Source organism: Paenibacillus camelliae (assembly GCF_023715345.1).
Lineage (GTDB): Bacteria > Bacillota > Bacilli > Paenibacillales > Paenibacillaceae > Pristimantibacillus > Pristimantibacillus camelliae.
Genome location: NZ_JAMBNY010000005.1, coordinates 1 through 24,637, shown reverse-complemented (window position 1 = coordinate 24,637; position 24,637 = coordinate 1). Strand labels below are relative to the sequence as shown.

The window sequence follows — 24,637 nt, the reverse complement described above, 5'->3', positions numbered from 1 at the left end:
AGCTCCAAGGGTACCAGCTGCAATAAGCATAGGTGATACCCTTGGACTGCCTTTTAATGATTAATTCATCAGAATAAGACGAGCTAATCCAACTAGATCTTCAATATCGATGGTGCCATCATTATTCAGGTCATACTTCTTCACTTGATCCCAATCTGGGCTGTCGGAAGTTTTGCCGTATGCTTTTGCAAGTAGAGCCAAGTCGCCAACGCTTACTCTGTCGTCGTTGTTGAAGTCACCTGGAACTGTTGGTTTATTGATCTGAACGATATGTGTGTCCCCGTCCACTTCCACCTCTACACCTTCGCCATCGGCTAGTAGTAGCTGTGTCACCTCAATATTGGCAATGCCTGCAGTAGCTTTTGCTGTGAAGCTTAGTTTAATGAGATCTTGATTCGGGTCATTCACGCTATCATTCAAGTGAATACCTAGAATGCGAATTGATCCCTCCTGCTCATCCGTCTCTACGATGACAAACTTGTCAGCATCTACCGATACTACATCTCCGTTAAGCTCTAGTTTGTCAGCATCGTACTCGATTGTTATGTCTTGTGCATACACCTCTTGATTCAAGCCTTGCAGACCGTAGATTACATCAAAATCTTGACCCGTTTGCACAGCTTCTGGGCCAGATAGCTTTGCAGAGCTCGTTGCAACAGAGCCGACTGTTACAGTAGCGGTTGCTTTCTCCACCATACCTTCAATCGTACCCTCTACTACAAATACACCTGGTGCACTATAAAGCTGTGGATCAATCGCATTCCACACAACTGAACGCTCTTCCGTAACAACGCCATCAGCGCTGCGATTGACTTCGACAGCCACCGTTGCAGGTAATACTGGAGCAACTCCTGCATCTGTATTAACCTCTACATCAGCAATTCCTTTAATTTTGCTTTTTGAGAACAACCAGTCGATAAGCATGCCACGCTCCGGATGCACGTATTCGTTGTAAACCGGTAGCCAAACAGCATGCCCGTCAAATCTATGGCCATTATAAGGAGGATCATTCAATTGGTTAAAAGGAATAATCGTCAACAAGGAGTCGTTCCAATAAGGTGAATACGTTCTGTCTGTATTGACGACAGAGTTGTATAGGAAATCTTCTTCATCAACGAAGGTCCACAGCGGCAGATTAGCAACCTTCATTGCATTTTCCACGCTGCCAGGACCACCAGCAGGGCAGAGAGGCGCTGCTGCTGCTGCGACATCAGGGTATGTTTGTAGGAAGGTCCAAGTGGAGCCTCCACCCATAGAGAAGCCAGTAATATAGATCCGGTTTGGATCGACCTTGCCGTCCTCAATCATCCCATCAATGATAGCTTTTACTTTGTGCATGCTTGAAACCGTGGTTGCGTTGCGAGGCGCTAGAACATGAGTTGGATACTTCTCTTGATTTTCAGGGTTAGCCCATACTGTACCACCATTACTGAATCTTATCGGCGTATAGATATCGTTCCCCTGTCCGCCCCCATGGAAGAAGACGACTAGAGGCAGCGGACCGTCAGCCTCCTCATTAAGGAAATAGCTGTAATCTAGCCCATCATGGTTTGCATATTGGTATTGGTCTAGAACAGGGCTCACTACATCTGTCTGCACCAATGCTTCAGGTACAATTGAAGTACCATCAACGTACTCAATCTGTGTTCCTTTATAAGTAACCGTGTATTGTAAATCAAAGGTATAACCACCGTCATTTGTCGCTCCGCCATCGCCGAAGCCGTTATCGTTAAAATCAATAACAATATAACGGCCCGTATCAGATGGATTCTCGGAATCATTGACCTGACTTGTATATACATCCATAATTTCGCGTGTATCGTCATATGCCACGAAGCTTGGATCGACCTTTCTTGTAGCTTTTACATGGACGTCAAAATCTGAAGCAGAAATTGAGGAACCGCTTACATCTTTTCCCGCATCAATAATGACGGCATCCGTACGTTCAATAAACGCAAAGTTCTTGTTGAGTAAAATAAACGGCAGCGTGTTTTCATCCGATGTCGTCTCTGATGCAAAAGCCGTAGGTATGCAGAATACCAGAGCCAATAGAGTCAGATAAATCGTTACGAACCTCTTCTTAAACATGTTCACATCATTACTCCCTTCAACTTTAACGTTTTAGCTTCTGTACATAAACTACATTCACAATACCGTTAAAACCATCTCCTTTGTCTCATTCTATGTGCTATTTCGTTTTAGCATAAATTGAGTTTAACAAATTCATTTTGAAAAAACTGTAGTTTAGTGGCTGTCCAATCTTGACTATTTTTCATTGAAAACGTACTTATTTTCGTTAATCATGTCACGTAATCGAAGGTGACAATGTTGTAAGCTACAACATTGCAATATTGACACCTAGATCACACGACTAACCAAATCAATCAACGATACAATGAACCTACATTCAAAGCTATGCGTTACGCTAATTAGAGAGGAAGGTATATATGAAAAAACTACGATATGTCAAAGATGAAGGCATGAAGAAGAAACGATGGTTAAGAGGTGGAGTTGCTATCTGTCTATCAGCCGCTGTACTTTCAGGCTGTGCCACAGGACAAGATAAACAAGGTAGCCAAAAGGATCTCGCAAATTCACTTAAAGTAATGTATAGCGGTAGTGAGGATTACTTTTATCAGGAGTTCGGCATGTTATTTAGCGCGGTGTATCCTAATATTGAGCTTGAAGTTGTCAATACACTGTCTCTAGAAAATACGTTACTCGATCAATACAATCAAGATATGAACAAAGCACTCGATGCGTTTATTGAGCAAGAGCAGCCTGATGTGGTATTACTTGATCCGACTACGATCACTCCGTTGATTGAAAACGGTAAGCTATATAATCTGGATACATATGTCGCTGAGGAAAGCTATAATGTGGGTGGATTTAACCCTGGTCTGCATGATTATATGAAGGATATTGGCGGAGGCCAAGTGTACGCAATCCCTTCCACCTTCCGCTCACAGGCTTTATTCTATAACAAGGATTTGTTTGACCAATACGGCGTTCCTTATCCAACGGACCAGATGACGTGGGATGAGATCGTTGCCCTCGCCAATCATTTTCCAACAGATGGAGCTCCAAGTGATCGCATATATGGACTGGAAATGGCCTGGAGTAAGGAATTAACTGAGGTTGTTAACGTGTTGGCTACTGCAGAGGGACTTAATTATTTTAATAGCGACACGATGCAAATGTCTATTGATACGCCAGCTTGGGAATCTATTGTAGAGCAAAGCAATCAAGTGCTTACTTCGGATGCTATATTCTATTATGACTACATCTATAGTGGTGATTACGAAGCTAGTTCCGAGTCTTCACTTGGAGACCCTTTCCTTGAAGGAAGGCTTGCTATGAAGCTTGAAAGCAACTATTACATTGATACCATTGAGATTGCACAGAATAACGCTCAGGATCCTGAAGACATTGTTCAGCAGTGGGACATGGTAACCGCTCCTGTCGGATTGCAAAATCCCGATTCAACAGGCTATTCGATGTTCTATAATTTATTTGCCATCAATGCTGCCTCAACGAATAAAGAAGCTGCTTGGACATTTATTTCTTACATTACTGGCGATGAATTTGCTCGTGTGCAATCTAAACAAAGCTACGGAAATATTCCTTTGCGTGCTCAGTATTTCGATAAAGGTGACGGTCGTAACTACGCTGCTTTTTACAAGCTGAAGCCGATCAACAATGTACCGGCCTATCATCAAGTACCTCAGCGCTTCGTCTACGAATTTCCTAGCATGCTGCAGCAGGAATTTGCGAGCATAAGTGATGGTCAATTGACGATAGAGCACGCTTTATCTGAGCTCCAAATCAAAGGAAACGAATTGCTTGCTACCGAGATAATGTCGCAAGAAGAGCTGAAGCTTTATTTGCAAGAGCAACAGGATGTTCTCGGTCCCGGTGTTATTACCAGATAGAGATAGACGCTCGTAAAGCCGTGAAATCTTTTGTAGTTAGTAAAGTAAGGGCCGCTCAATATCGCTAGTGATGACTAACGATTGAGCGGTCCCTTTATGTATCTACTCATTAATTTTCAAACTGCATCTATTTACAAAGGATGATCCTCCATGCTAATATATATCGTGTACGATATAATCGTAAGCGATTCAATTGCAGGCGATTAAAAATATAACATTAACATTCTCAATGAAGCACCAATTCATGCGTATTATTTATTATTTCACTGGAGGGATATAATGATGACAACTGTACATGATTTCACAGTAACGAAAACAAATGGTGAAAAGAAAGCATTGAAGGATTACGCTGGAAAGGTTATTCTAATCGTAAACACGGCGAGCAAGTGTGGCCTCACCCCGCAATTCGCTGGACTTCAAAAGCTATATGAACAGTACAACGACCAAGGTCTTGAAATTCTTGGCTTTCCCTGTGATCAATTTAATAATCAAGAATTTGATTCCATCGAAGAAACTACTGAGTTTTGTCAGGTAAACTATGGCGTCACATTCCCTATGTTCGCGAAGATCGATGTTAATGGCGAGCAAGAAGACCCGCTATTTACATTTTTGAAGGATCAACAAAAAGGACTGTTATCTAAGCAAGTAAAGTGGAACTTCACAAAGTTTCTAGTAGATCAACAAGGGAATGTAGTCGAGCGCTTTGCCCCAACCACAGAGCCTGAAAAAATCGAACAAAAAATAAAACAATTGCTCTAGGAGATAAATGGACATATGGATGATTTTCTTACTTTAGATAAGCAGCTCTGCTTTGCCATATACGAGACCTCTAGTCAATTTTCAAAATTATATAGCACCGTCTTAGCAGACTTTGAGCTCACCTATCCGCAATACCTCGTGCTACTGGCTTTGTGGGAAAAGGATGGCATTGGCGTCACAGCAATAGGTGAGAAGATCAATCTCGGAACAGGTACGCTCACGCCAATCCTCTCTCGCATGGAGAAAAGCGGTTGGCTTAGAAAGGAACGCTCTAAGGAGGACGAGCGCAAAGTACTTGTCCATCTGGAAGCTAAAGCATACGAGCAGAAGCAAAGCATCACCAAGGCCGTGCAGGAAAGAATCATTAACTGCAATATATCCATTGATGAATATGTGCAGCTGATGACACAGCTGCAGCAATTACAGAAAAAGCTTGAGCAGGCTAAGCAGTAGTAAAGCTCAAGTGAAAAAAAGAGAGTCAGTCCCCCCGCTATTGTGGAGGAGACTGGCTCTCTTTTATTTGTTACGGATAAGACTTAAAAAATTCTCTTGTAAACTCAAGAAAAATCTGAAAGCTACCGTCCGTATAATCTTCATTATAAGCGATATAGGTATCACGATAAGGAAATGGATTATGCACTAGCGGTACAGCGATGAGCTCTCCAAGTTCTATATCCTTTTGAGTGTAGAGGTTTGGCAAAAACGTAATGCCATGTCCTTCCTTCACTAAGCTTTTAATCAGCTCACTATGATTAATTTCGATCGGGTGAAGCACACGGGCATTGTAAGGGTGAAGAGAGTTTTCAATCAATTCACGAAAAAACGTACCTTGAGGGTATGTTATGACTTGCTCCTCACATGCCTCATGTATATCAATATACTCGTGCCTACTAAAGCGATGGTTAGGAGACACTAGCACTTGAACAGCATCTTGATGAATCAATTCATACTGCAAATTAGCATCACTCGAGCGATGGCGTGTTAAGCCAAACGAAACCTTTCGTTCTCTTATATTATGAATAACAACCTCGGAGGGCTGCGCGTTAATATTAATGTGAAAGTGGGGATGCAGCTTAAGAAACTGCCCCAGCAAATGAGGTAGCACGTATTGAGCTAAAGCAAATGATACTCCGAATGAAAGCATACCAGAGATGCCTTTGCTGGCAAATTCAATCTGCTTCTTCCCTTTATTCACTGCATCATAAATTTGTCTCGCGTAAGGAAGAAATAGCTTTCCTGCTGACGTTAGCATGATTCCTTTTGAACTACGATAAATCAACATTTCCCCTAATTCATCCTCTAATTGCTTAATACGATGGGTCAATGTAGGCTGTGGGACGAATATTTCCTGCGATGCCTTAGAAAAGCTGTTGTGACGTAGCACTTCTAGAAACGCTTCAATTTGTAAATCATTCACCTCAATCACCTCTTACACGTCATGTTAGATTAATTTACACATAAAAGCATTTACATTCGAAATTTGAATAAGTCCATTCAAGAAACACGCTTGTTATGTTACTGATTATACTATAACATACTAATTAACCGGCCGGATACATCAAAATAAGCTTAATTAATGTTAGTTTATATAACATTAAACTCACTTGAGTGTAGCTTATAGTTTGGAAGTGTCAATATGAATAAAAATAGTAGGCTATTCTGGGCAGGGACTTACGCAGCAACCTTATACTGGTTCTTATCAGAAATGTTTACACCAATGTTGTCTCTCTACGTATCGGGATTAAATTTTTCGATTATTCAAATTTCTATCATTTTTGCTGCTCAAACCTTTGTTCCTTTTCTGTTTACTATCCAGATTGGCTACATCGCCGACAGAATCGGTCAGCAAAATATGCTTGTCCTAGGTGCAGCCTTTATGATCTTAGGAAGCTTGCTGTTACTGTTCTATGATAGTTTTTTCATATTCATAATCGTTCAAACACTCGTCGGAATCGGTCATATCGCCGTCTGGCTTTCAAGCCAAACCATCGTTACCTTCGTTGGTGGTGGATCTCGTGAAAAGGCCATTGCGAGGATGTCTTTCTTTACCGCATTCGGACAATTAGCAGGTCCTCTGTTTGGCAGTTTGATTTACGGAGCTTTTAATTTCACTTTTGTATTTATTAGCTACATGGCTCTCTCCTTTGCTTTATTAGCCGTCTTTCTTATCATGCCGAAGAATGCGAAGGAACCATCAGACACTACACCTTCAAGTGCTGGCGATACAAGTAATGTGAATTCAAGTGCTGCGAATACAACCACTGCGAATGTAAGCATTACGCAGGAAGAGAAGCCCCGCTTCTCCTTTATTGGAAGCTACAAGGTAGGAGGTCAACTCTATCTAAGCAATAGCGGCATTCAAGCTGCGACGATGATCAGCTTTAGTCTTGCATTTATACTGTTTATCCGTGTTACGTATCTACCTATCTATCTAAAGGAGCTAAGTTATACTCCAGATCAAATTAGCTTGCTCATTGCGTTATGGTCTCTTGCCTCCATTATTATAAGACCGTTTGCTGCACGATTAATTGAAGGGTACGGAAGAACGCGGACGACAGGCGCAGCTTTATTGATTAGCTTGGTCGGGTTACTGGGATTCACCATACTCCCCAATCAAATGGGCATCATCCTCTCTATTATATTCGTGGGTATCGGTACTGGGTTAAACCAACCTTTAGCCATCTCGTTACTATCAAAATCAACTAGTAAACAAAATCGCGGCTTAGGAATGGGCTTGCGACTCATGTCTAATCGAATGGCAAATTGGGTATGTCCACTAGCTCTTGGTGCTACTAGTCAAATTGTCGGTCTAACCTTATCATTTGCCGTCGTTACTTTGCCTTTAGCTCTCGTCAGTCTCTATTCAATGAAGCTTCTAGGTAAATTAAAGGATCCTCAAGTGAACTATACAAAGGAGTGAGAAGAAATGGTCAAAACGGAATCATTTATTAAGATTAACGATGTAACAGTAAATTTCAGCAATAACAAAAACGTTCATACGGTACTCAATCATATGAACCTATCGATCGAAGAAGGTGAGTTCGTCTGTGTCCTTGGACCAAGTGGCTGTGGGAAAACAACCCTGCTGAATTGTATTGCTGGATTTCAAAAGTATGAGGGTAAGATTCTGCTGCAGGATCAGCTTGTGAGCAAGCCTGGTAAAGAGCGTGGCGTAATGTTTCAAGAATATGCGTTATTCCCTTGGTTCACCGTCGAGCAGAATGTTGCGTTTGGACTTAAGATGAGTGGCATGAACAAGCAGCAATACCTTGAGTTGGCCCGCTCCTTTATTCGTATGGTTGGGCTCGAGGGCTTTGAAAAGCACTATCCTAGTAGACTTTCTGGAGGAATGAAGCAACGTGTCAGCCTCGCAAGAGTTCTGGCGAATAACCCTTCCATTCTGCTCATGGATGAACCATTCGCTGCACTTGATGAACAAACAAGACAGCATATGCAAAGTGAGCTTCTAAAAATATGGGAGCAAAATAAAATCACTTGCCTGTTCATCACACACAGTATTCATGAAGCCATCTACTTGGCAGATCGAATTATTGTTCTTATGCCTAATCCAGGACGCGTCGCCCTAGATATAAAGGTTGATCTACCGAGAATTCGTGACAGAAACGATGATCGTATGTTTCATTATCAAAAGCTCATTAGTGCAATTTTAGAAGGGGAGGTTGCCTAGTATGGGAGTCGTTAACCAAAAAGGAGTCATAACATCTACACTTGTTCAGCAACGAACGAACAAATTATCATTCGGAGTTCCAGCGCTAAAGAACATCAGCATCAAATCAATCGGTATTCTTGCCGCCATTGCTCTATGGGCATTCGTATCCGCCTTGGGGATATTCTCAACCTCGCTATTGCCTAGTCCATGGACTGTTTTCAGCTCATTCCTGAGGCTCATTCAGAATGGCGTACTAATCGATCATACCCTCTCTAGTCTTGGACGGGTGTTCTCCGGCTTCTTTCTAGCTATCGCCATCGCTGTTCCAACGGGACTTGTGCTAGGCATGTGGGACAATGTTCGTAAAGCCGTTGATCCCGTAATTGAGGTGCTGCGACCTATTCCCCCCATCGCGATCATTCCATTAGCGATTCTATGGTTCGGTATCGGTGAATCCTCGAAGATCTTCATCATTACGTACGCAGCATTTTTCCCTATCGTGCTTAATGTTATGGGAGGTATTCAGCAGGTAGATCCCGTTCATATTAAAGCAGCTAAAACTTTAGGAGCCAATAGCTTGCAGATTTTCTACTATGTTGTTCTGCGATCTGCTATTCCCAATATCATTATCGGTATGCGAGCTGGTGTAAGTATGGCTTTTATCTCATTAGTTGCTGCTGAGCTCATTGCCTCTAACGCAGGATTAGGCTTCCTCATTCAAGAGGCAAGATACCTATTCAAGACGGATGAAGTCATGGTTGGCATGATTACGATTGGATTAGTAGGCTTCGCTATTAATCGAATACTGCTTAGTGCAGAAAAGGCATTGGTTCGTTGGAAGTAAAAATAAATAGAAAAGTGGAGGAACTTACTATGAGGTCAAAAAAATTCGCCCTTCTAACTACAACCGTATTATCGCTTGTCATCTTAGCAGCATGCGGTAACAACAATGCTGCGAATACCGCGAACACGAGCACGAATGCAGCATCTGGCACCAATCAAGCAAGTAATGCAGAGCAAGATGAAGCTAAGCAGCCTAGCCTAGAAGTCAGCAGCCTCTCAATTGGCACCGCTCGGGATTTGCAGCTTGCTTCTGAAATCATCGTAGCCATCGAGGAAGGTTATTTCTCCGAGGAAGGCTTAGATATTAACTTAGAGCTATTTCAATCTGGTGCCGATGTAACAGCTGCTCTTGCAGGCGGAAGCATTCCCATTGGTAGTGTCGGAGATTCGCCGGCAACCATCTTAAAAGGATCTGGAAGCGCAGTACAAATTATCGCCCAGCAATCTGATATTTCTGGCGCTCAATCTATGGTCGTTAATCCGAACACCATTAAAACACCGGAGGACTTGAATGGTAAGAAGATTGCCTACTCCCCTGGCAACACGTCAGAGGCACTATTTTTACAAATCGTCGAGCACTATGGCTTAGATACATCCTCTATGGATATCTACAAGATGGGCGGTACTGAGATGACCATCGCTTACGAAAAAGGTGATATTGATGCCTTTGTCGTATGGGAGCCAGTTATATTGAATACAACTAAAATCGGAGCTATGCGCTTCATCTCTGCCTCACAATCTTATGTACCTGGCGAAGAAGGTCCTCAAAAGCTAGCTGGTTTTCATTCTGTATTGCTTACTGATACTAAATTTGCCGAGAAGCACCCGAATACCGTTAAGGCCGTGCTTCGAGCTTTAAGCAAGGCTGTAGCCTTTATTCACGAAAGCCCTGACCAAGCAGCAGCTCATGCAGCAGAAACACTACAGCTTGACCTGGCTGATGCCATTGAAATTATGTCTCTAAATGAGTACTCTCTAGCGATCACGCCTGAGCTTATTGAAGACATAGAGAACACCTCTAGCTTCCTATTGGCCAACGAAAAAATTAAAGAACTACCTGACTTCAGCGAGTTTGTAAATCCAGGCTTCCTATTGGAGGTCGACCCTACTTTAGTAACTTGGACACCTTAACATTCTACTAAATAGCTTTTAATAACGAAGGGAGCAATACCTATGCCAACAATTATCGATTTAACTACAGAGCTTGGACCGAATGTATCACTTGTACCTGGACATCCACCGGTTACCTATGAAATGATCCATACACATGAGGAGCATCACCGAACTAATGCAGTCCTTTCCTTTAGCATTCATGTAGGAACACATATCGACCCTCCATTCCACTTTGTGAAGGATGGTTGGACCATCGATCAGGTTCCATTAGAGCGTCTGATGGGAAAAGCTCATGTACTAAGACTTAAGGATAAAATCCAGCCAGGTGAGCCTGTAACGATTCAGCATTTTCTCGATCAGGGGTTGACTCAGGATAAACTAAAGAATTGCTTTGTTATCTTCTATTCCGGATGGTCAGAGAAAAGCTTTGGCAATGACGATTACTATCGCATGGGTCACTATATTGAAACCTCGCTAGCTCAGTGGCTTGTAGAGGCTGGTATTAAGGCAGTAGCACTAGATCATCCACCAGATGAACCTAGCGTCAATGATTCATTCAACGGAACTGAGGCTCCTGTTCATCGTACATTGCTTGGCAACAATGTCTGCATTATTGAGAACATTACAAACCTATCTGCGATCAATGGTGATGTGGTCGATTTCTATGCAATTCCAATAAAAATTGAAAATGGCTGCGGTGGTCCTGCACGCGTCTTTGTTATCGAATAATTGAGAGGAGTTGCACTATGAAATTAACGATTGGCGCTGCGCAAATGGCTCCTAATGATGAAGATATACAGGTAAATCTAGAACGCATTGTTCGCATGATGGAGACGGCTAAGGATCAAGGAGTACAGGTAGTCGCATTTCCAGAGCTGGCACTCACTCCTTTCTTTCCTGTAATCTATCTAAGGCAGTTCCGACATTACTTTATGGAGGACAATTGTGAGGAGATTACAACGATTCGAAATAAAGCTAAGGAGCTTAAGCTAACCACGATTTTTGGATATGCAGAGGTAGATAAAGGACATTATTACAATACAGCGATGGTCGTTGACTCCAATGGGGCAATTGCAGGCAAGTACCGCAAGGTTCATATTCCCGCGCCGATGATTAATAACGCCATGGGCAATTATGAGAAAATATACTTTGAACCTGGCAATCTTGGCTATCCAGTCATTCCAGCGGATCATGTGAAGATCGGCTTGCAAATATGCTACGATCGCCATTTTCCGGAAGGCTTTCGAGAGCTGGCACTGCATGACGCCGACATCATTTTCAACCTTACAGCAACGAGCTCCTTCGCAAGCGACTGGCGCTCCGACACATGGAAGCTAATGCTGCGTGCCCGCGCCTTCGAGAACAATGTATTCGTTGTAGGCGTTAATAAAACTGGAATGGAGTATGGTAAGGAGTATTATGGTCATTGCATGATCGTCTCTCCACTTGGTGGTGAAATATTAGCCTTTGCAGATACGTCGCAGGATGATGTTCTGCTCACACACACTATAGATCTTGAGGATCGCTGGGAAGCTCATCTGCGTCTACCGTTCAAAAGAGATATGATGCTAACTTAATGCTAACTTAATGCTAGCTACCGTTTTTACTAGCTTTAGCAGCAAGCAGTATAAGATAACTATGCAGTACTGAAGATAAGAATTAAAAATAAACGCAAAAGCACCGTAGAAGATTCAGTCAGAGCTACTGAATCTTCTATGGTGCTTTTTATATAGCTTACTTAGCTTAGACCTTTGGCATAACGCGATGGCGTTACAGACATAATCTTCTTAAACACCTTGCTAAAGTAATTCAAATCATTATAGCCCACCAAAAAAGCAGCCTCTGTCACCGATATATTTCCTCTTCTTAAATATACCGCCGCCTCTTCTACCCGTTTACGGTTAATGAAGTCGATGATCGTCTCCCCTGTCTCCTGTTTAAACCTTCTAGATAGATAAGTAGGAGTAATATGAATTTGCTCAGCGATTTGCTCTAAAAATAACGGGTGACTTAGATTGAGCAAAATATAATCAATCGCTCTCTTGACAATCAAGCTATATTGCCCTGTAGCAACCGTAGTTACGAGCTCACAATAATCCTGCCCCATCGTCAGAAACAATGCATTCAACTGTGGTATTGTAAACGTCTTTTCTATTAAAATCGCAAATCGTTCCGATATATTATGCAAATAAACAGGATGTACACCACTTCGTTCAGCTGCAATTCTACACATCGTGTTCAGCACGAACCCAATATTTTTAGAGGATCGAATCGGACTTTCTGGTACGCGATCTGTGAACGCCACCAATTCTGCACTGAGCTGAACAAGCACTTTCGTGATTTCTTCCTTATCTCCTCTAGAGATGGCATCCATCACGTTATTTTGAATTTCATATCTACGTTCAATCGTTTCCTTCTGCTCCTCCAGCATCACCTTATGCACACTCGTATTTCGAGTTGGCCTGCGGGTATTAGCTGTAATTTGCTTCGAACGAATATGGTTATGCATACATAGATGACCGATCAGCTCACCGATATGCTGTAGCTCACTCTCACCGACAACAGGCAAGGATTTATAAAAATGCTCTAACTGATTACGTTCTCCTACGGGCAGTTGATTGTTTACGATGACATCTTTAACAAAATCGAGGACGGCTATACTCGAAATGAATGGCCCAACGATGATGCTACAATCTAAACTTTGATGCTTCCAGATGCCAGCTGCAACATATTCCAAGCCAGATGAATTGACAAAATGATAATAATGTCCATGTTCATTCGCTCTTAGCACATCATTGATATAACGATGCTCATCATTTGGCTGATGAAGTACAGCCGGAATTGTATGATTACTAATCTGATCAATGATCGTACTGCTATGATCCATTAATCGGATATCCATTTTTGTTAATGAATGGATGATTTGAATGATTTTTATATATTCCCGATAATCGTGCTTGACCATCAGCTGCCCCTCTCTTCAGCAAAAAAAGCTAATATTGTACGAATTAAGTAATAATATTACTAATATTAACACCCATCATTATTTATAATCAAATAAAGCACTTACATTAAACGCTTTCATTTCCATAAGAAGCATAGATGACAAACTATAAATTGACTGGAGGAATGAACAACATGTTATACCCAATTTCAACTGAAAGTCGAATCGTCATGGATCTTAGCGGTGTGTGGAGATTCATGATCGATCATGAAGAGCAAGAGCTGGACTTGAATCAACCACTGCCAACACAGGAGCTTATGGCTGTACCCGCTTCATTCAACGATCAGGCTGTATTAGCTGAAATAAGACAGCATAACGGATATGTATGGTATGAGACAGACTTCACGGTCGCTAAAGCGCTGCACGACCAGAGATTAGTTCTCCGCTTCGGATCTGCAACACATGAAGCGTGGGTGTATGTAAATGGAAAATTCGTCGTTCACCATAAGGGCGGCTTTACTCCATTTGAAGCTGAGATCAACGATCACCTTGTGTCAGGCTCAAATCGCCTAACCGTGCGCATTAGTAATTTGCTGGACTACTCAACACTTCCAGTTGGTAACTATCGTGAAACGACAGATGAAAACGGTAAACTGGTACGTAAGGTAGATGAAAACTTCGACTTCTTTAACTATGCCGGCCTACATCGCCCAGTTAAGATCTATTCTACACCTAAGAGCTATATTGAAGACATCGTCATCATTCCAGATGTCGATCTTGTAAAGAGCGAAGCAGATGTGCAGGTTAAAGTGAAGACTGCAGGCGCATTTGATGAAGTAAAGGTAACGATCGTTGATGAGCAAGGGCAAGCCGTTGCTACTGCTTCAGGCGCAGACGTTCAGCTTAAAATCAATGATGTTAACCTATGGCAGCCACTTGCGGCGTATCTTTATACTGCTAAGGTTGAAGGCTATCAAAACGGTGCACTCGTTGATGTATACGAGGAGCCATTTGGTGTTCGTAAAATCGAGGTAACTGGCGGAAAGTTCTTGCTTAACGGTGAATCCTTCTACTTTAAAGGATTTGGTAAGCATGAGGATACGTATATCCGTGGTCGCGGACTGGACGAAGCCTATAACGTGCACGATATTAAGCTAATGAAAAAGATGGGTGCAAACTCTCTCCGCACTTCACATTATCCTTATTCCGAGGAAATGATGCGTTTATGTGATCGTGAAGGGATCGTCGTCATTGATGAAACTCCTGCTGTCGGACTTTTCTCAAACTTTAACTTTGACATCTCCATATTGGAAAAAGGCGGAGATATCGAAGACGATACTTGGGTAAAAATGAACACAACGGAAGCTCATGAGCAAGTCATTAAAGAGCTGATTGCTCGTGACAAAAACCATGCCTGTGTTGTCATGTGGTCGATTGCTAATGAACCTGCAAGCTTCGCTAAAGGTTCGTATGAGTATTTTGCTCCATTGTTCGCATTAGCACGCGAGTTAGATCCGCAAAATCGCCCATGCACCTTCGTTAATATCATGATGGCCTTGCCTAAGGCTGATAAATGCACAGAGCTCGTGGATGTCATTGCACTGAACCGCTATTATGGCTGGTATGTACAGCTTGGGGATTTGAAAACAGCTGAGAATAAAACGCGCCAAGAGCTGTTAGAATGGCAAACGATGTATCCTGAGAAGCCAATTATGTACACTGAATATGGCGCAGATACCGTTGCAGGCTTCCATAGCGTTTACGGTGAGCCATTTAGCGAGGAGTATCAAGAGGATTACTATCGCATGAATAGTAAAGTGTTCGATGAAATTCCAAACTTTATCGGCGAGCAGCTGTGGAATTTCGCAGATTTCCAAACGAAATTTGGCATCGTACGAGTTCAAGGTAATAAAAAAGGTATCTTTACTCGAGCTAGAGAGCCGAAAATGGTTGTACGCTATCTCAGCGAACGCTGGAATAGCATCCCCCACCAAGGCTATAAAAATTAATGACGAATAACTGATTCAAAAATCGATGCATAGTAGTACCAATGCGCACGAAGAAATAAGCCATTCAAGTGTAGCCCTTGCCCTCTTAATGAACAAGAGGGCAATTGCTCCTTGATGTAAAGCAAAGCATCCAAATTAATATTTCATATACATGCTTTTCATTCAACAAAGGGGGACAATACGATGAGTCCATCTACAAGTAAACTAGAAAATAAGACAAACCGCCCATTTGGGATGAGAGATAAACTCGGATATTTATTCGGTGACTTCGGTAATGATTTCTTTTTCATTTTAGTAAGCGCATTCTTAATGGTTTATTATACTGATATTTTTCATATTAGTGCTGAGCTTGTCGGTACCCTATTCTTCATAGCTAGACTATGGGATGCATTCGCTGATTTTGCATGGGGAAGATTTATCGATACGAGAAAAGCGACTAAGCATGGGAAGTTTAAGCCTTGGATACTTCGAATGTCCTTCCCACTTGTCTTATCGGGTGTGCTCATGTTTGTCAAAATCCCTGGTATGAGTGATGGGTTCTACCTAGCTTGGGCATTCGTTACTTATATCGTTTGGGGAACGTTATACAGTACAGTCAATATCCCTTACGGGTCTATGGCTTCTGTGATTACAGCGGATCCTGTCGAACGTACAACATTATCTACATGGAGAACGATGGGCGCTATGCTCGCTAGCTTAATTATTAACGTACTGGGTCCACTAATTGTGTTCGTAGATAACAAAATGGATGCTGACCGTATGTTCATGGCAGCTGTATTATTTGGTGTGCTAGCAATTGCTTGTTATATTGGATGCTATAAACTCTCTACAGAACGAATTGTCGATCAACCTGATACGAAACAGAATAAAAATCTCGGTAAAACAATGAAGGGTCTAGTTAAGAACAAGCCGTTGATCTGGATTCTTATCGCTTCGTTAATCTTTATGATCAATATGATGTTGATTGGTACAGTTAACGCCTACCTCTTCAAGGATTTCTTTAACAACACAGCAATGTTAAGTGCGATCGGCTTTGTTCAAGCAGCGGTTGTATTATTGGCAACACCTCTAATCAAGCCATTAGTTGCAAGATTCGGCAAGAAAGAACTGGCAGCTGCTGGCATGGCATTAGCAGGGGCAACTTATCTTTTGCTTTACTTCTTAAATGATATTAGCAGTTTGCAGTTTGTTATCATCTCTGCAATCGGAATGTTCGCGATGGGCTTGTTCAACCTAGTAGTTTGGGCATTTGTCACCGATGTTATTGATTATCACGAGTTTTTAACTGATATGCGTGAAGATGCAACCGTTTACTCCATCTATTCTATGGCTCTCAAAATCGGTCAAGCCATCGCCGGAGGCATAGGTGGTTATGCACTCGGTGCAGTTGGCTACAACTCCACACTAGATGTACAAGCGGAAAGTACATTGAATGGAATTTATGGACTAGCAACCTTGGTTCCAGCTATTATCTATATTGTTATCTTCTTCATTCTGATGTTCCTATATCCATTGAATAAGAAACGCACGATGCAGCTCTCAGCTGAGCTCGCAGAAAGAAGAAAGAAGTAACATAAACTATACGCCTTGCCTCTTACCAATGCTGCGAATTGGTAAGAGGCTTTTCTTTGATTTTATAGTGTATTCACTGTTGGTGTACATTCGATATACCGTTTGCTTAACAGTTGCTGTGAAATCGCACCTTTGTTCATTTAGGCGAATAGGATGTGGTAATACGTCTAATAAAGGGATGATTGATGTTGGGAATTATAGAAGAAACACAGATTTTATATACCGTCCAGCCTGGGGACACTTTATACTCTATTGCATCGAGATTTAACAGCACGGTAGACCTTATTCAAGAGGCTAATGCCATCTATCCGCCTATTACCGATCCATATCTCATTTATCCTGGCTGGCTGCTGGTCGTGCCTGCACCAGCGGTGCAGCCTTATCGAAGCATTTATATCGTACAGCCAGGCGATACGTTATTCTCCATTGGCCGCAGGTTCTCCGCTCACTATGATTTACTAGCGGGGGTGAATCAACTAGCAGATGCGAACGCTATATTAATTAACCACCCTCTTTGGGTGCCTGCTTTTCAATACGAGATTCACCCAGGAGACACCTTAACACAAATCGCTAGTCAGTTAGGAATTTCTGTTCAGTCGATTCTGCAAGCAAACGAAGGCAGACCTGGATTCTCTCGAGATCTGCTTTATCCAGCATTTCGTCTAATCATTCCAGCACCGTCAACGCGTAATATAACCGTTGTACGTCCACCTGTTGGAGAATATATTGCTAGCGGTGTTCACGTTGAAGGGTTTGCACGCGTATTCGAGGCTAATGTTCTGATGCAGATAAGAGATGGTAACCATATGATCGTAACGAATGAACGCTTTACAACCGCACAAAAGGGAGCTCCTGCCTATGGTTATTTTTCACTTGAGCTCCCTTTTGATCAGCACCCAACGACCGAGGAAGGCGAGTTGTGGGTTTATGACCGCAGTGCTGAGGATGGTCGAATTGTTGATTTAGTTAGAGTCAGAGTCTACTTTTCCTAATCAGGGTGGTATGGGTATGTAAAAAAAAAAAGCATTACCATTAGCATGCCCTAAGGTAATGCGATTGATTAAGTTGAACGAAGCTCAGCTAGCTAGTCTTTCTAATGAGGGGATATCAATTTTAGCTGAGAATAGAAGTGAGTTTTTTGTGGAATGAGATATTAATTAAACATTGGCATGTTGTTAAGAGGAATCGTTATGAGATCCGTTTTTCAATGCGTTCATGGTTGTTTCATCGTCAAAAGCTTAGCTTTCTCATATGCGACAATAGCCATTAACGTATGCATCATATCTTTTCTACTACCTATACGGTTGCTAGCTTGTTTCTCTCGATCATCTAAAGGCCCGTTAGGCTTATTCCTATAATCTTCTGATTGCATATACTCGTACTGTGCATCAGCTATCTGCGCTGCACGTACGATGCGCTCTTCCGTGCTAGGGTGCTTTGCGACTTGCTGAAGAGAAAGCAGGACAACATTCTGCACATCCATTTTCGAGGGTGCAACGCTCATCCTATGTTCGACGATTTCACGCTCACGAGAAATTCGCTCGATATGATCGACTATACCTTTCGCATGCTGACTTAGATAAGCTATCTCAGCTGACGTTAGCTTCTTACCATTGCGAAATTTATCATTGATAAGCTTAACCTTCGGGTTATCGTGCCCTTGTTCGGTTACCAATGCTTGCAGCTCAGATAGCTTTCGCAGTATTTGCTCCTTCAGTGCTTGCTTAACATTCAATTGTTGCTGGTTACCATCGAACGGTTGCACGTTCACTTTACTAGCAGCATCAACAGCTTCAGTTGCATGCCCTTTGTTCGCATTCGGCAGAATAGATAAGAATGGAACGGTCATAATCTTCAATCGACTCACCTCTCATCTTCTATGAGCTACGAAATCGTACTGATTCTTTATTCATATTTTATCATGGCAGGCTATCTCACATAAGAAACTTAAAGGAAACTTTAAACTGTTAAATGAATAATAGCGGAGACAGGGATAACCCCTACTCCGCTATTTTTATTGACTCTATAAGTGACTATTCCGGCAGCTATGTTTACCTACTTAAGCTCGTGTATGCTTAGCAACTAGCATATACCCTTCTCCTCGAACCGTAATAATTCGCTCGGGGTTAACAGGATCATTCTCTATTTTTTTCCGCAGATTGCTAATGTGGACAGCAACCGTTCTCGTGTCCTCCAGACTCTCCATCCCCCATATAAGCTGAAACAGCGCATTGACACTAACGACACGATTCACATGTTGCGCCATATAGGACAGTAGAGAAAACTCTTTTTTGGATAAATAAACGGTTTTACTAACCATGTTGACGGACTGCGAGTAGAAATCAAGCGTCAATCCCGGTAGTTCCAGTAGCTGCTCTCTTTTACCTGTCGATACTCTGCGAAGATGAGCCTTGATCTTAGCCATAAGCACCCCTGGACTAAATGGCTTCGTTACATAATCATCCCCACCATAGTTTAATGCATTGATTTTAACCTCGTCTTCCTCACGGCTGCTTAGAAATACAATCGGTGCATCCGTATGATTACGAGCGTCCTTACACCAATCTATTCCATTCTCATTTGCTAGTAAAACATCGAGCACAATTAAATCAGGCTCGAACGATGTCAGCAGCTTCATCGCATCTCTGCCGTTATGGCTATAGGAGGTACTAAAGCCGTCCTTCTCACAATATGCTTGAACAATTTCACATATATGCGGATCATCATCAACGATCATAATTTTATAATTGTCCATCATTCCGTCCCCTTCCCTCTTCGCGAATAAATGGAAGCGATATATAAAAAATTGAACCAGTTATTCCATCACTTTCTGCCCAAACCGTCCCACCATGTGCTTGCACGATTTCTCGACAAATGGCCAGTCCAAGTCCGCTTCCCTCAACTTCTAAATCCATGCCCGGTCGAGCATATCTATAGTTGCGATCAAAAATTTGTTCTAACTGTTCGGGAGGAATCCCTATCCCTGAGTCTTGTACGCTAATTACCGCATGGCGGGTATCGTTCGCCTTGTCCACAGTTATTGCTAGACGTACGACTCCACCTTTCGGCGTAAACTTCATCGCATTCGACACTAGATTAAACAACGCCTGCTCTAGCCGTTGCGTATCCATTGTAACAATGGGCATATTTCGCAGATCATCTACAGCTCTAGTATCTAGTCTGAACTCTAAACCTGCATCACGCACAACTAGCTCATATTGTTCATAAAACTGCTGTATGAATTGAGTCACATAAACGGCCTCCATCTGGTACGCGACTTGCCCCGTCTCCAGATGCGACAAAAAGGATAACTCCTCGATCATACGGTTAATTCTTATTGTGTTATCACGAATATACTTGAGGTATTGCTCATTGCGTTCTGGCTTGACCCCATCGTGAACAGCCTCGACATAGCCTAGCATATTGGCTAGTGGCATACGCAAATCATGGGTAATATAGGCGAGAAGCTTCTTCCTTCCCTGCTCAGAGAGAAGTAATTGATCATAGGATAGGCGAAGCTCAGCATGAGCCACAGTTAGAGCATTCGTACGCTCTAGTACAAGCTGCTCCAAATTCGTATTCATTTCAGTCAGCTTATTGTTAGCATCCTGTAGCTGAAGCGTAACTCTCTCCTCGTTTGCAGCCGTTCTCGTAAACCTTGCAGAAAGCAATATCATCTGTGCAATGGTAAAGACCAACAGAGCGAGTGAAAACGAATTTTCAATCGGTGACCATTCACTGTAATATAAGAAATCGTTGACCGTCGCAATAAAGGCTACCATCGACACTAGTAGAAAGAGCAACGCTCCCTCCACACGCTGAAGAGCTGCCCGAACTAGCCCTATAATCAGATAAATGGCATGAACAACAACAACCAAACCAATCAATAGCAATAGTTTTGTATAGACTATGGCTGGTGTCACCAGAACAACGATACAAAGCGCCCCTGTTGCAAGCCGTGTACCAAGATGAAACCAACGTGCAATATAATTCGGATATATGCAATCAGAGTACATCGTGATGAGATAAGCACTGCTACAAAGAACGAGATACTCTATTTTAAACTGTAGCTCCCATGGCATGTTTGGCCACACTTGTGTCATTAGATGTTCCCCGACTAACAAGGAGCGAATACCGAATAATGTGGTAAACAGACCATAATAGAGCGTAGCCCTGTCTTTTCGCCTTAGTACAAACAGCAGCAGATGATATATACCAATGACTAGCAAGCTTGCGGTGATGAACATTTCAGCAGCGATTTTTAGATTTGTTCTAACTGCTAATTGATCACTACCACCTAGCTCTATGTACTTGGTGATACCTCCTCGGTTATGATGAAAATTGGCAACCTGCATGACTAGCTCAACCCTATCATTTTCCGGTTGAAAGAATACTAGCTTCGTTGCCAAATTTGGCGTGACACTGCTCTTGTCCCGCCCTACTTCACCTACTTCTGCTAACCGTTCACCATTAACCCATAATTTATATGAATGAAAAATCGTAGGCAACCGTAGAGCTAGCCGCCCGTTGCTATCCTGCTCACTAAGCTGGATGACCATCCGATAGGTTGCAAAGCCTGTCCCATCGAGCTTCTGATCGTCTACCGAATAGCCGTTCCAAGAGCTAGGGATATTAATTAAGCGATCGGTGTTACCTTCTTGGGCTATACGGTCGTGTATATCTTCAGGCAGCAGCAGCTCCTGCCAGTAAAATTCCCATTCACCTTTTAGCTTTATCGGTTCTTCACTAATATGTATCTGGCTTATATCAAGAATACCTTGCTTACTTTCGATTTTTGGGAGGTGTGGTACTGACATGAGGATAAAGCTTACTACCAAACCAAGAATAACGGCAGTAACAATCTGAATTACATTTGTGTTAGAGCTCAATCCTAGCATTCTCCTCATGATGAATTGACCTCCATCTGCAATATCTATCAACATCGATTTTTGTAGGAATTTATTTAAATAATAACATCCCTAATAAAATCTGTCGTTAGCAAATGTAAGAGATCATGAGGTTTTGCTTCTATATTTGGGTAAGTTAAAGAAAACTTTAAGTTACTTATATAAATGATATAAAAAATAAGGGAGCCGGTCTAAGCGATTATGTATCGCTTAGACCAGCTCCTTGTTTAAAGGTTACAACGTATTATTTCTGATATATGTGATGTACCATCCTATTAGAGTAGCATTATCTTTCTTAAAGGATAAATTATAAATTTTCAAATCATCAAAGATTATACCCGCGAAGACGGCTCTTCTTCATTACCTGGATTATTCGAATTTTCCCATTACCCATTATACTAATATTTTTTTAGATCATTATCCCAATAAAAAACGATAAAAGACCGTCCCTTGATGTATTACCAAGGAACGGTCTGCTACGTCACAAAACTCTTACTTTGCTACATACCCATTAATCAATTAGCTCAGAGTATTGTAGCAATCTTTGAATAATAACAGCTACTTCGGCTCTGGAGATATTTGCTTTTGGCGCTAACTGTTGATTAGTTCTTCCAGATATTACTCCCGAAGATATCGTGTCAGCTACTCCAGACAGTGCCCACTTAGATACTGTTCCTGCATCTGCAAAGCCATTAATTGTTGCTTCGACAGATTCACCAGCACCTACCCCTTTTAATCCTGTAAGCTTCATTGCTTTTGAGATGATAAGCATTACTTGCTCTCTACTTATCTTTTCATTTGGACGGAAAGAACCATCCTCGTAACCTGTTATCAAATCATAATATTTGGCCGTTTGGATAACTTGTGCATACCATGCATTTTTGGATACATCGCTAAAGACCGTACCATCATTCATTGCCGGTAAGCCTAACCCTCTAACCAATACTGCTGCAAACTCTGCTCTCGTTATGTCTTGATCTGGTTTATATTGTCCTTCTCCAAGACCATTAATAATTAAGCGAGATGCCATGTCTTCAATAACTTGCTTCGCCCAATGATTTTTAACATCCTCAAATTCTACTTCATTTCTTATCAATACATAAGTACTATTTGTTAAACTATTTATTACTACACTATACCCTGACTCATTCTTAGTTACCATTGTTGGTACATGTCGCATCGTACCATCAGGATCAACAACCACGCCTGTTGTAATTTTGTCGAATTTTTTTGTCATAATTGTTCGTCCAACGTAACTTGTATAGTGTCCGACTTCTACACTCTTATTGCCTAACTGAATAGTTACCTTGAAATTAATCGGATCCGAATCAAGTGTTACCCCAGCTTTACTTGCAGATTGGTTAACAAGAGCAACTGTTGCGGAAGATGGCTTTTCAATTTCAATATTCACTATGACATCATCCAGGTTAACATCTCCACCGAATTGCTTAGTTAATTCTGAAAGATCAATTTCATTAGCTGGAATCGTATACGAACCATAATTCGTTCGTAATTCAATATCTGCTGACTTTTTCTGTAGCTTACTCACGATTGTTCCTGTTAATTGACCTACAACAACATCAGAATTCGTACTTACTGAAATCGTAATTAAGCTATTAGCTTGTTCCTTTTCCATTAATTCCTCTAATTTATCTTCATCAACAATAGTAGTTAATACCTGCTTACCATTTACTGTTGAGGTGATAACGGAACCAATCGCTACCGCTCTACCATTAATCAGTACATTCACTTCTGAATGCACTGGTTCAATGGATGATAGAGCATAATTCACTGTAACCGATATAACTTCTTCATCCGTTAATTCGCCATCACTTACTTGTATGGTGAAGGTATTGGTTTTCCCAGCAAATCGAGAATCTGGTCTCCATCTAAATTCCCCTGTGCTTTCATCAATAACTGCACCCACTGGAGCATCAATGAGTCTATACTCTAATGTTTGGGTAGGAATATCTTGATCCACTGACGTTACATAAAACGAAAGTAGGGATCCTTCGGTTACTTTTTGATTACCAATCTCCTGCAACACAGGAGCTGTATTTACCTCAAGGACGCTTACCGTAATCTCTTCTTCTGCCGTTACTACCCCATCACTGACGATCACCGTAAATGTATATTCACCTGGACCTTGTTCTTCTGTCGGTGTCCAGCTAAATACACCTGTTTCTTCATCTATATTCGCTCCTGATGGCTCATCTAGCAAGCTGAATGTCAACGTATTTGCTGGTAAATCTGCATCCGTCGCACTTGCTGTAAATGTTAATGCTTCTCCTTCATTTACGGTCTTAGCTCCAATTGTATTTAACACGGGGGCAACATTTACCTCGTTGATCGTGACTTCGATCTCTTCCTCATCCTCTAGCTCTCCATCACTCACAATCACCGTAAATTTGATCGTGTCTGGACCATCCACTTCACCCGGCGTCCAACTGAATACACCACTTGTTTCTCCGATTGTTGCAGTTGCTGGTGCATCCTTCAAGCGATATGTCAACGTATTTGCTGGTAAATCTGCATCCGTCGCACTTGCTGTAAATGTTAATGCTTCTCCTTCATTTACGGTTTTAGCTCCAATTGTATTTAACACGGGGGCAACATTTACCTCGTTGATCGTGACTTCGATCTCTTCCTCATCCTCTAGCTCTCCATCACTCACAATCACCGTAAATTTGACCGTATCTGGACCATCTACTTCACCCGGCGTCCAACTGAATACACCACTTGTTTCTCCGATTGTTGCAGTTGCTGGTGCATCCTTCAGACGATAAGTCAACGTATTTGCTGGTAAATCTGCATCCGTCGCACTTGCTGTAAATGTTAATGCTTCTCCTTCATTTACGGTCTTAGCTCCAATTGTATTTAACACTGGG

Annotated in this window: 19 protein-coding genes; 12 read left to right on the top strand and 7 right to left on the bottom strand. The window is 41.9% G+C overall.

The genetic code is table 11. From position 1 onward, the window contains the following. Positions 1-60 precede the first annotated feature (60 nt). On the bottom strand, positions 61-2,088 hold the full coding sequence (locus M3180_RS10945) for a cohesin domain-containing protein (RefSeq protein ID WP_251667677.1): 2,028 nt from the start codon (positions 2,086-2,088) through the stop codon (positions 61-63). Positions 2,089-2,447: 359 nt separating this feature from the next. On the opposite strand from M3180_RS10945, the gene M3180_RS10940 reads away from it, so the two are divergent. The 3 genes from M3180_RS10940 to M3180_RS10930 all read left to right on the top strand — a co-directional run bounded on the left by M3180_RS10940 (position 2,448) and on the right by M3180_RS10930 (position 5,144). After that, on the top strand, positions 2,448-3,932 hold the full coding sequence (locus M3180_RS10940; RefSeq protein ID WP_251667501.1) for an ABC transporter substrate-binding protein: 1,485 nt from the start codon (positions 2,448-2,450) through the stop codon (positions 3,930-3,932). A gap of 282 nt (positions 3,933-4,214) precedes the next feature. Further along, positions 4,215-4,691: a glutathione peroxidase gene (locus tag M3180_RS10935; RefSeq protein WP_251667676.1), complete on the top strand. Its 477-nt coding sequence runs from the start codon at positions 4,215-4,217 to the stop codon at positions 4,689-4,691. A gap of 15 nt (positions 4,692-4,706) precedes the next feature. Continuing rightward, positions 4,707-5,144 carry a MarR family winged helix-turn-helix transcriptional regulator gene (locus M3180_RS10930; protein ID WP_251667500.1) on the top strand — a complete coding sequence of 146 codons (438 nt, stop codon included), beginning with the start codon at positions 4,707-4,709 and terminating at the stop codon, positions 5,142-5,144. Between the two features lie 70 nt (positions 5,145-5,214). Here M3180_RS10930 and M3180_RS10925 read toward each other — a convergent pair whose 3' ends face one another. Then, positions 5,215-6,108, bottom strand: a complete 894-nt coding sequence (locus tag M3180_RS10925) for a LysR family transcriptional regulator (protein WP_251667499.1) — start codon at positions 6,106-6,108, stop codon at positions 5,215-5,217. A 219-nt stretch (positions 6,109-6,327) separates the two neighbouring features. Between M3180_RS10925 and M3180_RS10920 the strand changes: the two genes are divergently transcribed. Genes M3180_RS10920 through M3180_RS10895 form a run of 6 tightly spaced genes read left to right on the top strand, consistent with a single transcriptional unit; the run spans position 6,328 to position 11,894 of the window. Further along, on the top strand, positions 6,328-7,611 hold the full coding sequence (locus tag M3180_RS10920) for an MFS transporter (RefSeq protein WP_251667498.1): 1,284 nt from the start codon (positions 6,328-6,330) through the stop codon (positions 7,609-7,611). Between the two features lie 6 nt (positions 7,612-7,617). Continuing rightward, a complete protein-coding gene (locus M3180_RS10915; protein ID WP_251667497.1) occupies positions 7,618-8,379 on the top strand; it encodes an ABC transporter ATP-binding protein in 762 nt (253 codons plus the stop codon). A 1-nt stretch (position 8,380) separates the two neighbouring features. Next, positions 8,381-9,205, top strand: a complete 825-nt coding sequence (locus tag M3180_RS10910; RefSeq protein WP_251667496.1) for an ABC transporter permease — start codon at positions 8,381-8,383, stop codon at positions 9,203-9,205. A 29-nt stretch (positions 9,206-9,234) separates the two neighbouring features. Further along, entirely contained in the window at positions 9,235-10,335 is a 1,101-nt protein-coding gene (locus tag M3180_RS10905) for an ABC transporter substrate-binding protein (RefSeq protein ID WP_251667495.1), read from the top strand. Between the two features lie 42 nt (positions 10,336-10,377). Then, entirely contained in the window at positions 10,378-11,046 is a 669-nt protein-coding gene (locus M3180_RS10900) for a cyclase family protein (protein WP_251667494.1), read from the top strand. A gap of 17 nt (positions 11,047-11,063) precedes the next feature. Then, the gene (locus tag M3180_RS10895; RefSeq protein WP_251667493.1) at positions 11,064-11,894 is read left to right on the top strand and encodes a carbon-nitrogen hydrolase family protein; all 831 of its coding nucleotides are present in this window, start codon (positions 11,064-11,066) and stop codon (positions 11,892-11,894) included. A 161-nt stretch (positions 11,895-12,055) separates the two neighbouring features. On the opposite strand, the gene M3180_RS10890 is transcribed toward M3180_RS10895, so the two are convergent. Further along, positions 12,056-13,282: a helix-turn-helix transcriptional regulator gene (locus M3180_RS10890; protein WP_251667492.1), complete on the bottom strand. Its 1,227-nt coding sequence runs from the start codon at positions 13,280-13,282 to the stop codon at positions 12,056-12,058. A gap of 173 nt (positions 13,283-13,455) precedes the next feature. Between M3180_RS10890 and uidA the strand changes: the two genes are divergently transcribed. From uidA to M3180_RS10875, 3 genes are all read left to right on the top strand, one after another. Continuing rightward, positions 13,456-15,270 (top strand): beta-glucuronidase, encoded by a 1,815-nt coding sequence (gene uidA, locus M3180_RS10885; protein WP_251667491.1) that lies wholly within the window; start codon positions 13,456-13,458, stop codon positions 15,268-15,270. 183 nt (positions 15,271-15,453) lie between these two features. After that, the gene (locus M3180_RS10880; RefSeq protein ID WP_251667490.1) at positions 15,454-16,842 is read left to right on the top strand and encodes an MFS transporter; all 1,389 of its coding nucleotides are present in this window, start codon (positions 15,454-15,456) and stop codon (positions 16,840-16,842) included. A gap of 185 nt (positions 16,843-17,027) precedes the next feature. Beyond that, on the top strand, positions 17,028-17,834 hold the full coding sequence (locus M3180_RS10875; protein WP_251667489.1) for a LysM peptidoglycan-binding domain-containing protein: 807 nt from the start codon (positions 17,028-17,030) through the stop codon (positions 17,832-17,834). 221 nt (positions 17,835-18,055) lie between these two features. Here the strand turns inward: M3180_RS10875 and M3180_RS10870 are convergent, their stop codons facing one another. The 4 genes from M3180_RS10870 to M3180_RS10855 all read right to left on the bottom strand — a co-directional run. After that, positions 18,056-18,709, bottom strand: coding sequence for a hypothetical protein (locus M3180_RS10870; RefSeq protein ID WP_251667488.1), 654 nt, complete (start codon positions 18,707-18,709; stop codon positions 18,056-18,058). A gap of 192 nt (positions 18,710-18,901) precedes the next feature. Next, a complete protein-coding gene (locus M3180_RS10865) occupies positions 18,902-19,600 on the bottom strand; it encodes a response regulator transcription factor (RefSeq protein WP_251667487.1) in 699 nt (232 codons plus the stop codon). Then, positions 19,584-21,749 (bottom strand): ATP-binding protein, encoded by a 2,166-nt coding sequence (locus M3180_RS10860; protein WP_251667486.1) that lies wholly within the window; start codon positions 21,747-21,749, stop codon positions 19,584-19,586. Before M3180_RS10860 ends, M3180_RS10865 begins: the two co-directional genes overlap by 17 nt. 511 nt (positions 21,750-22,260) lie before the next feature. Further along, positions 22,261-24,637 (bottom strand): putative Ig domain-containing protein (locus M3180_RS10855; RefSeq protein WP_251667485.1); only part of this gene is annotated, 2,377 nt, incomplete at its 5' end.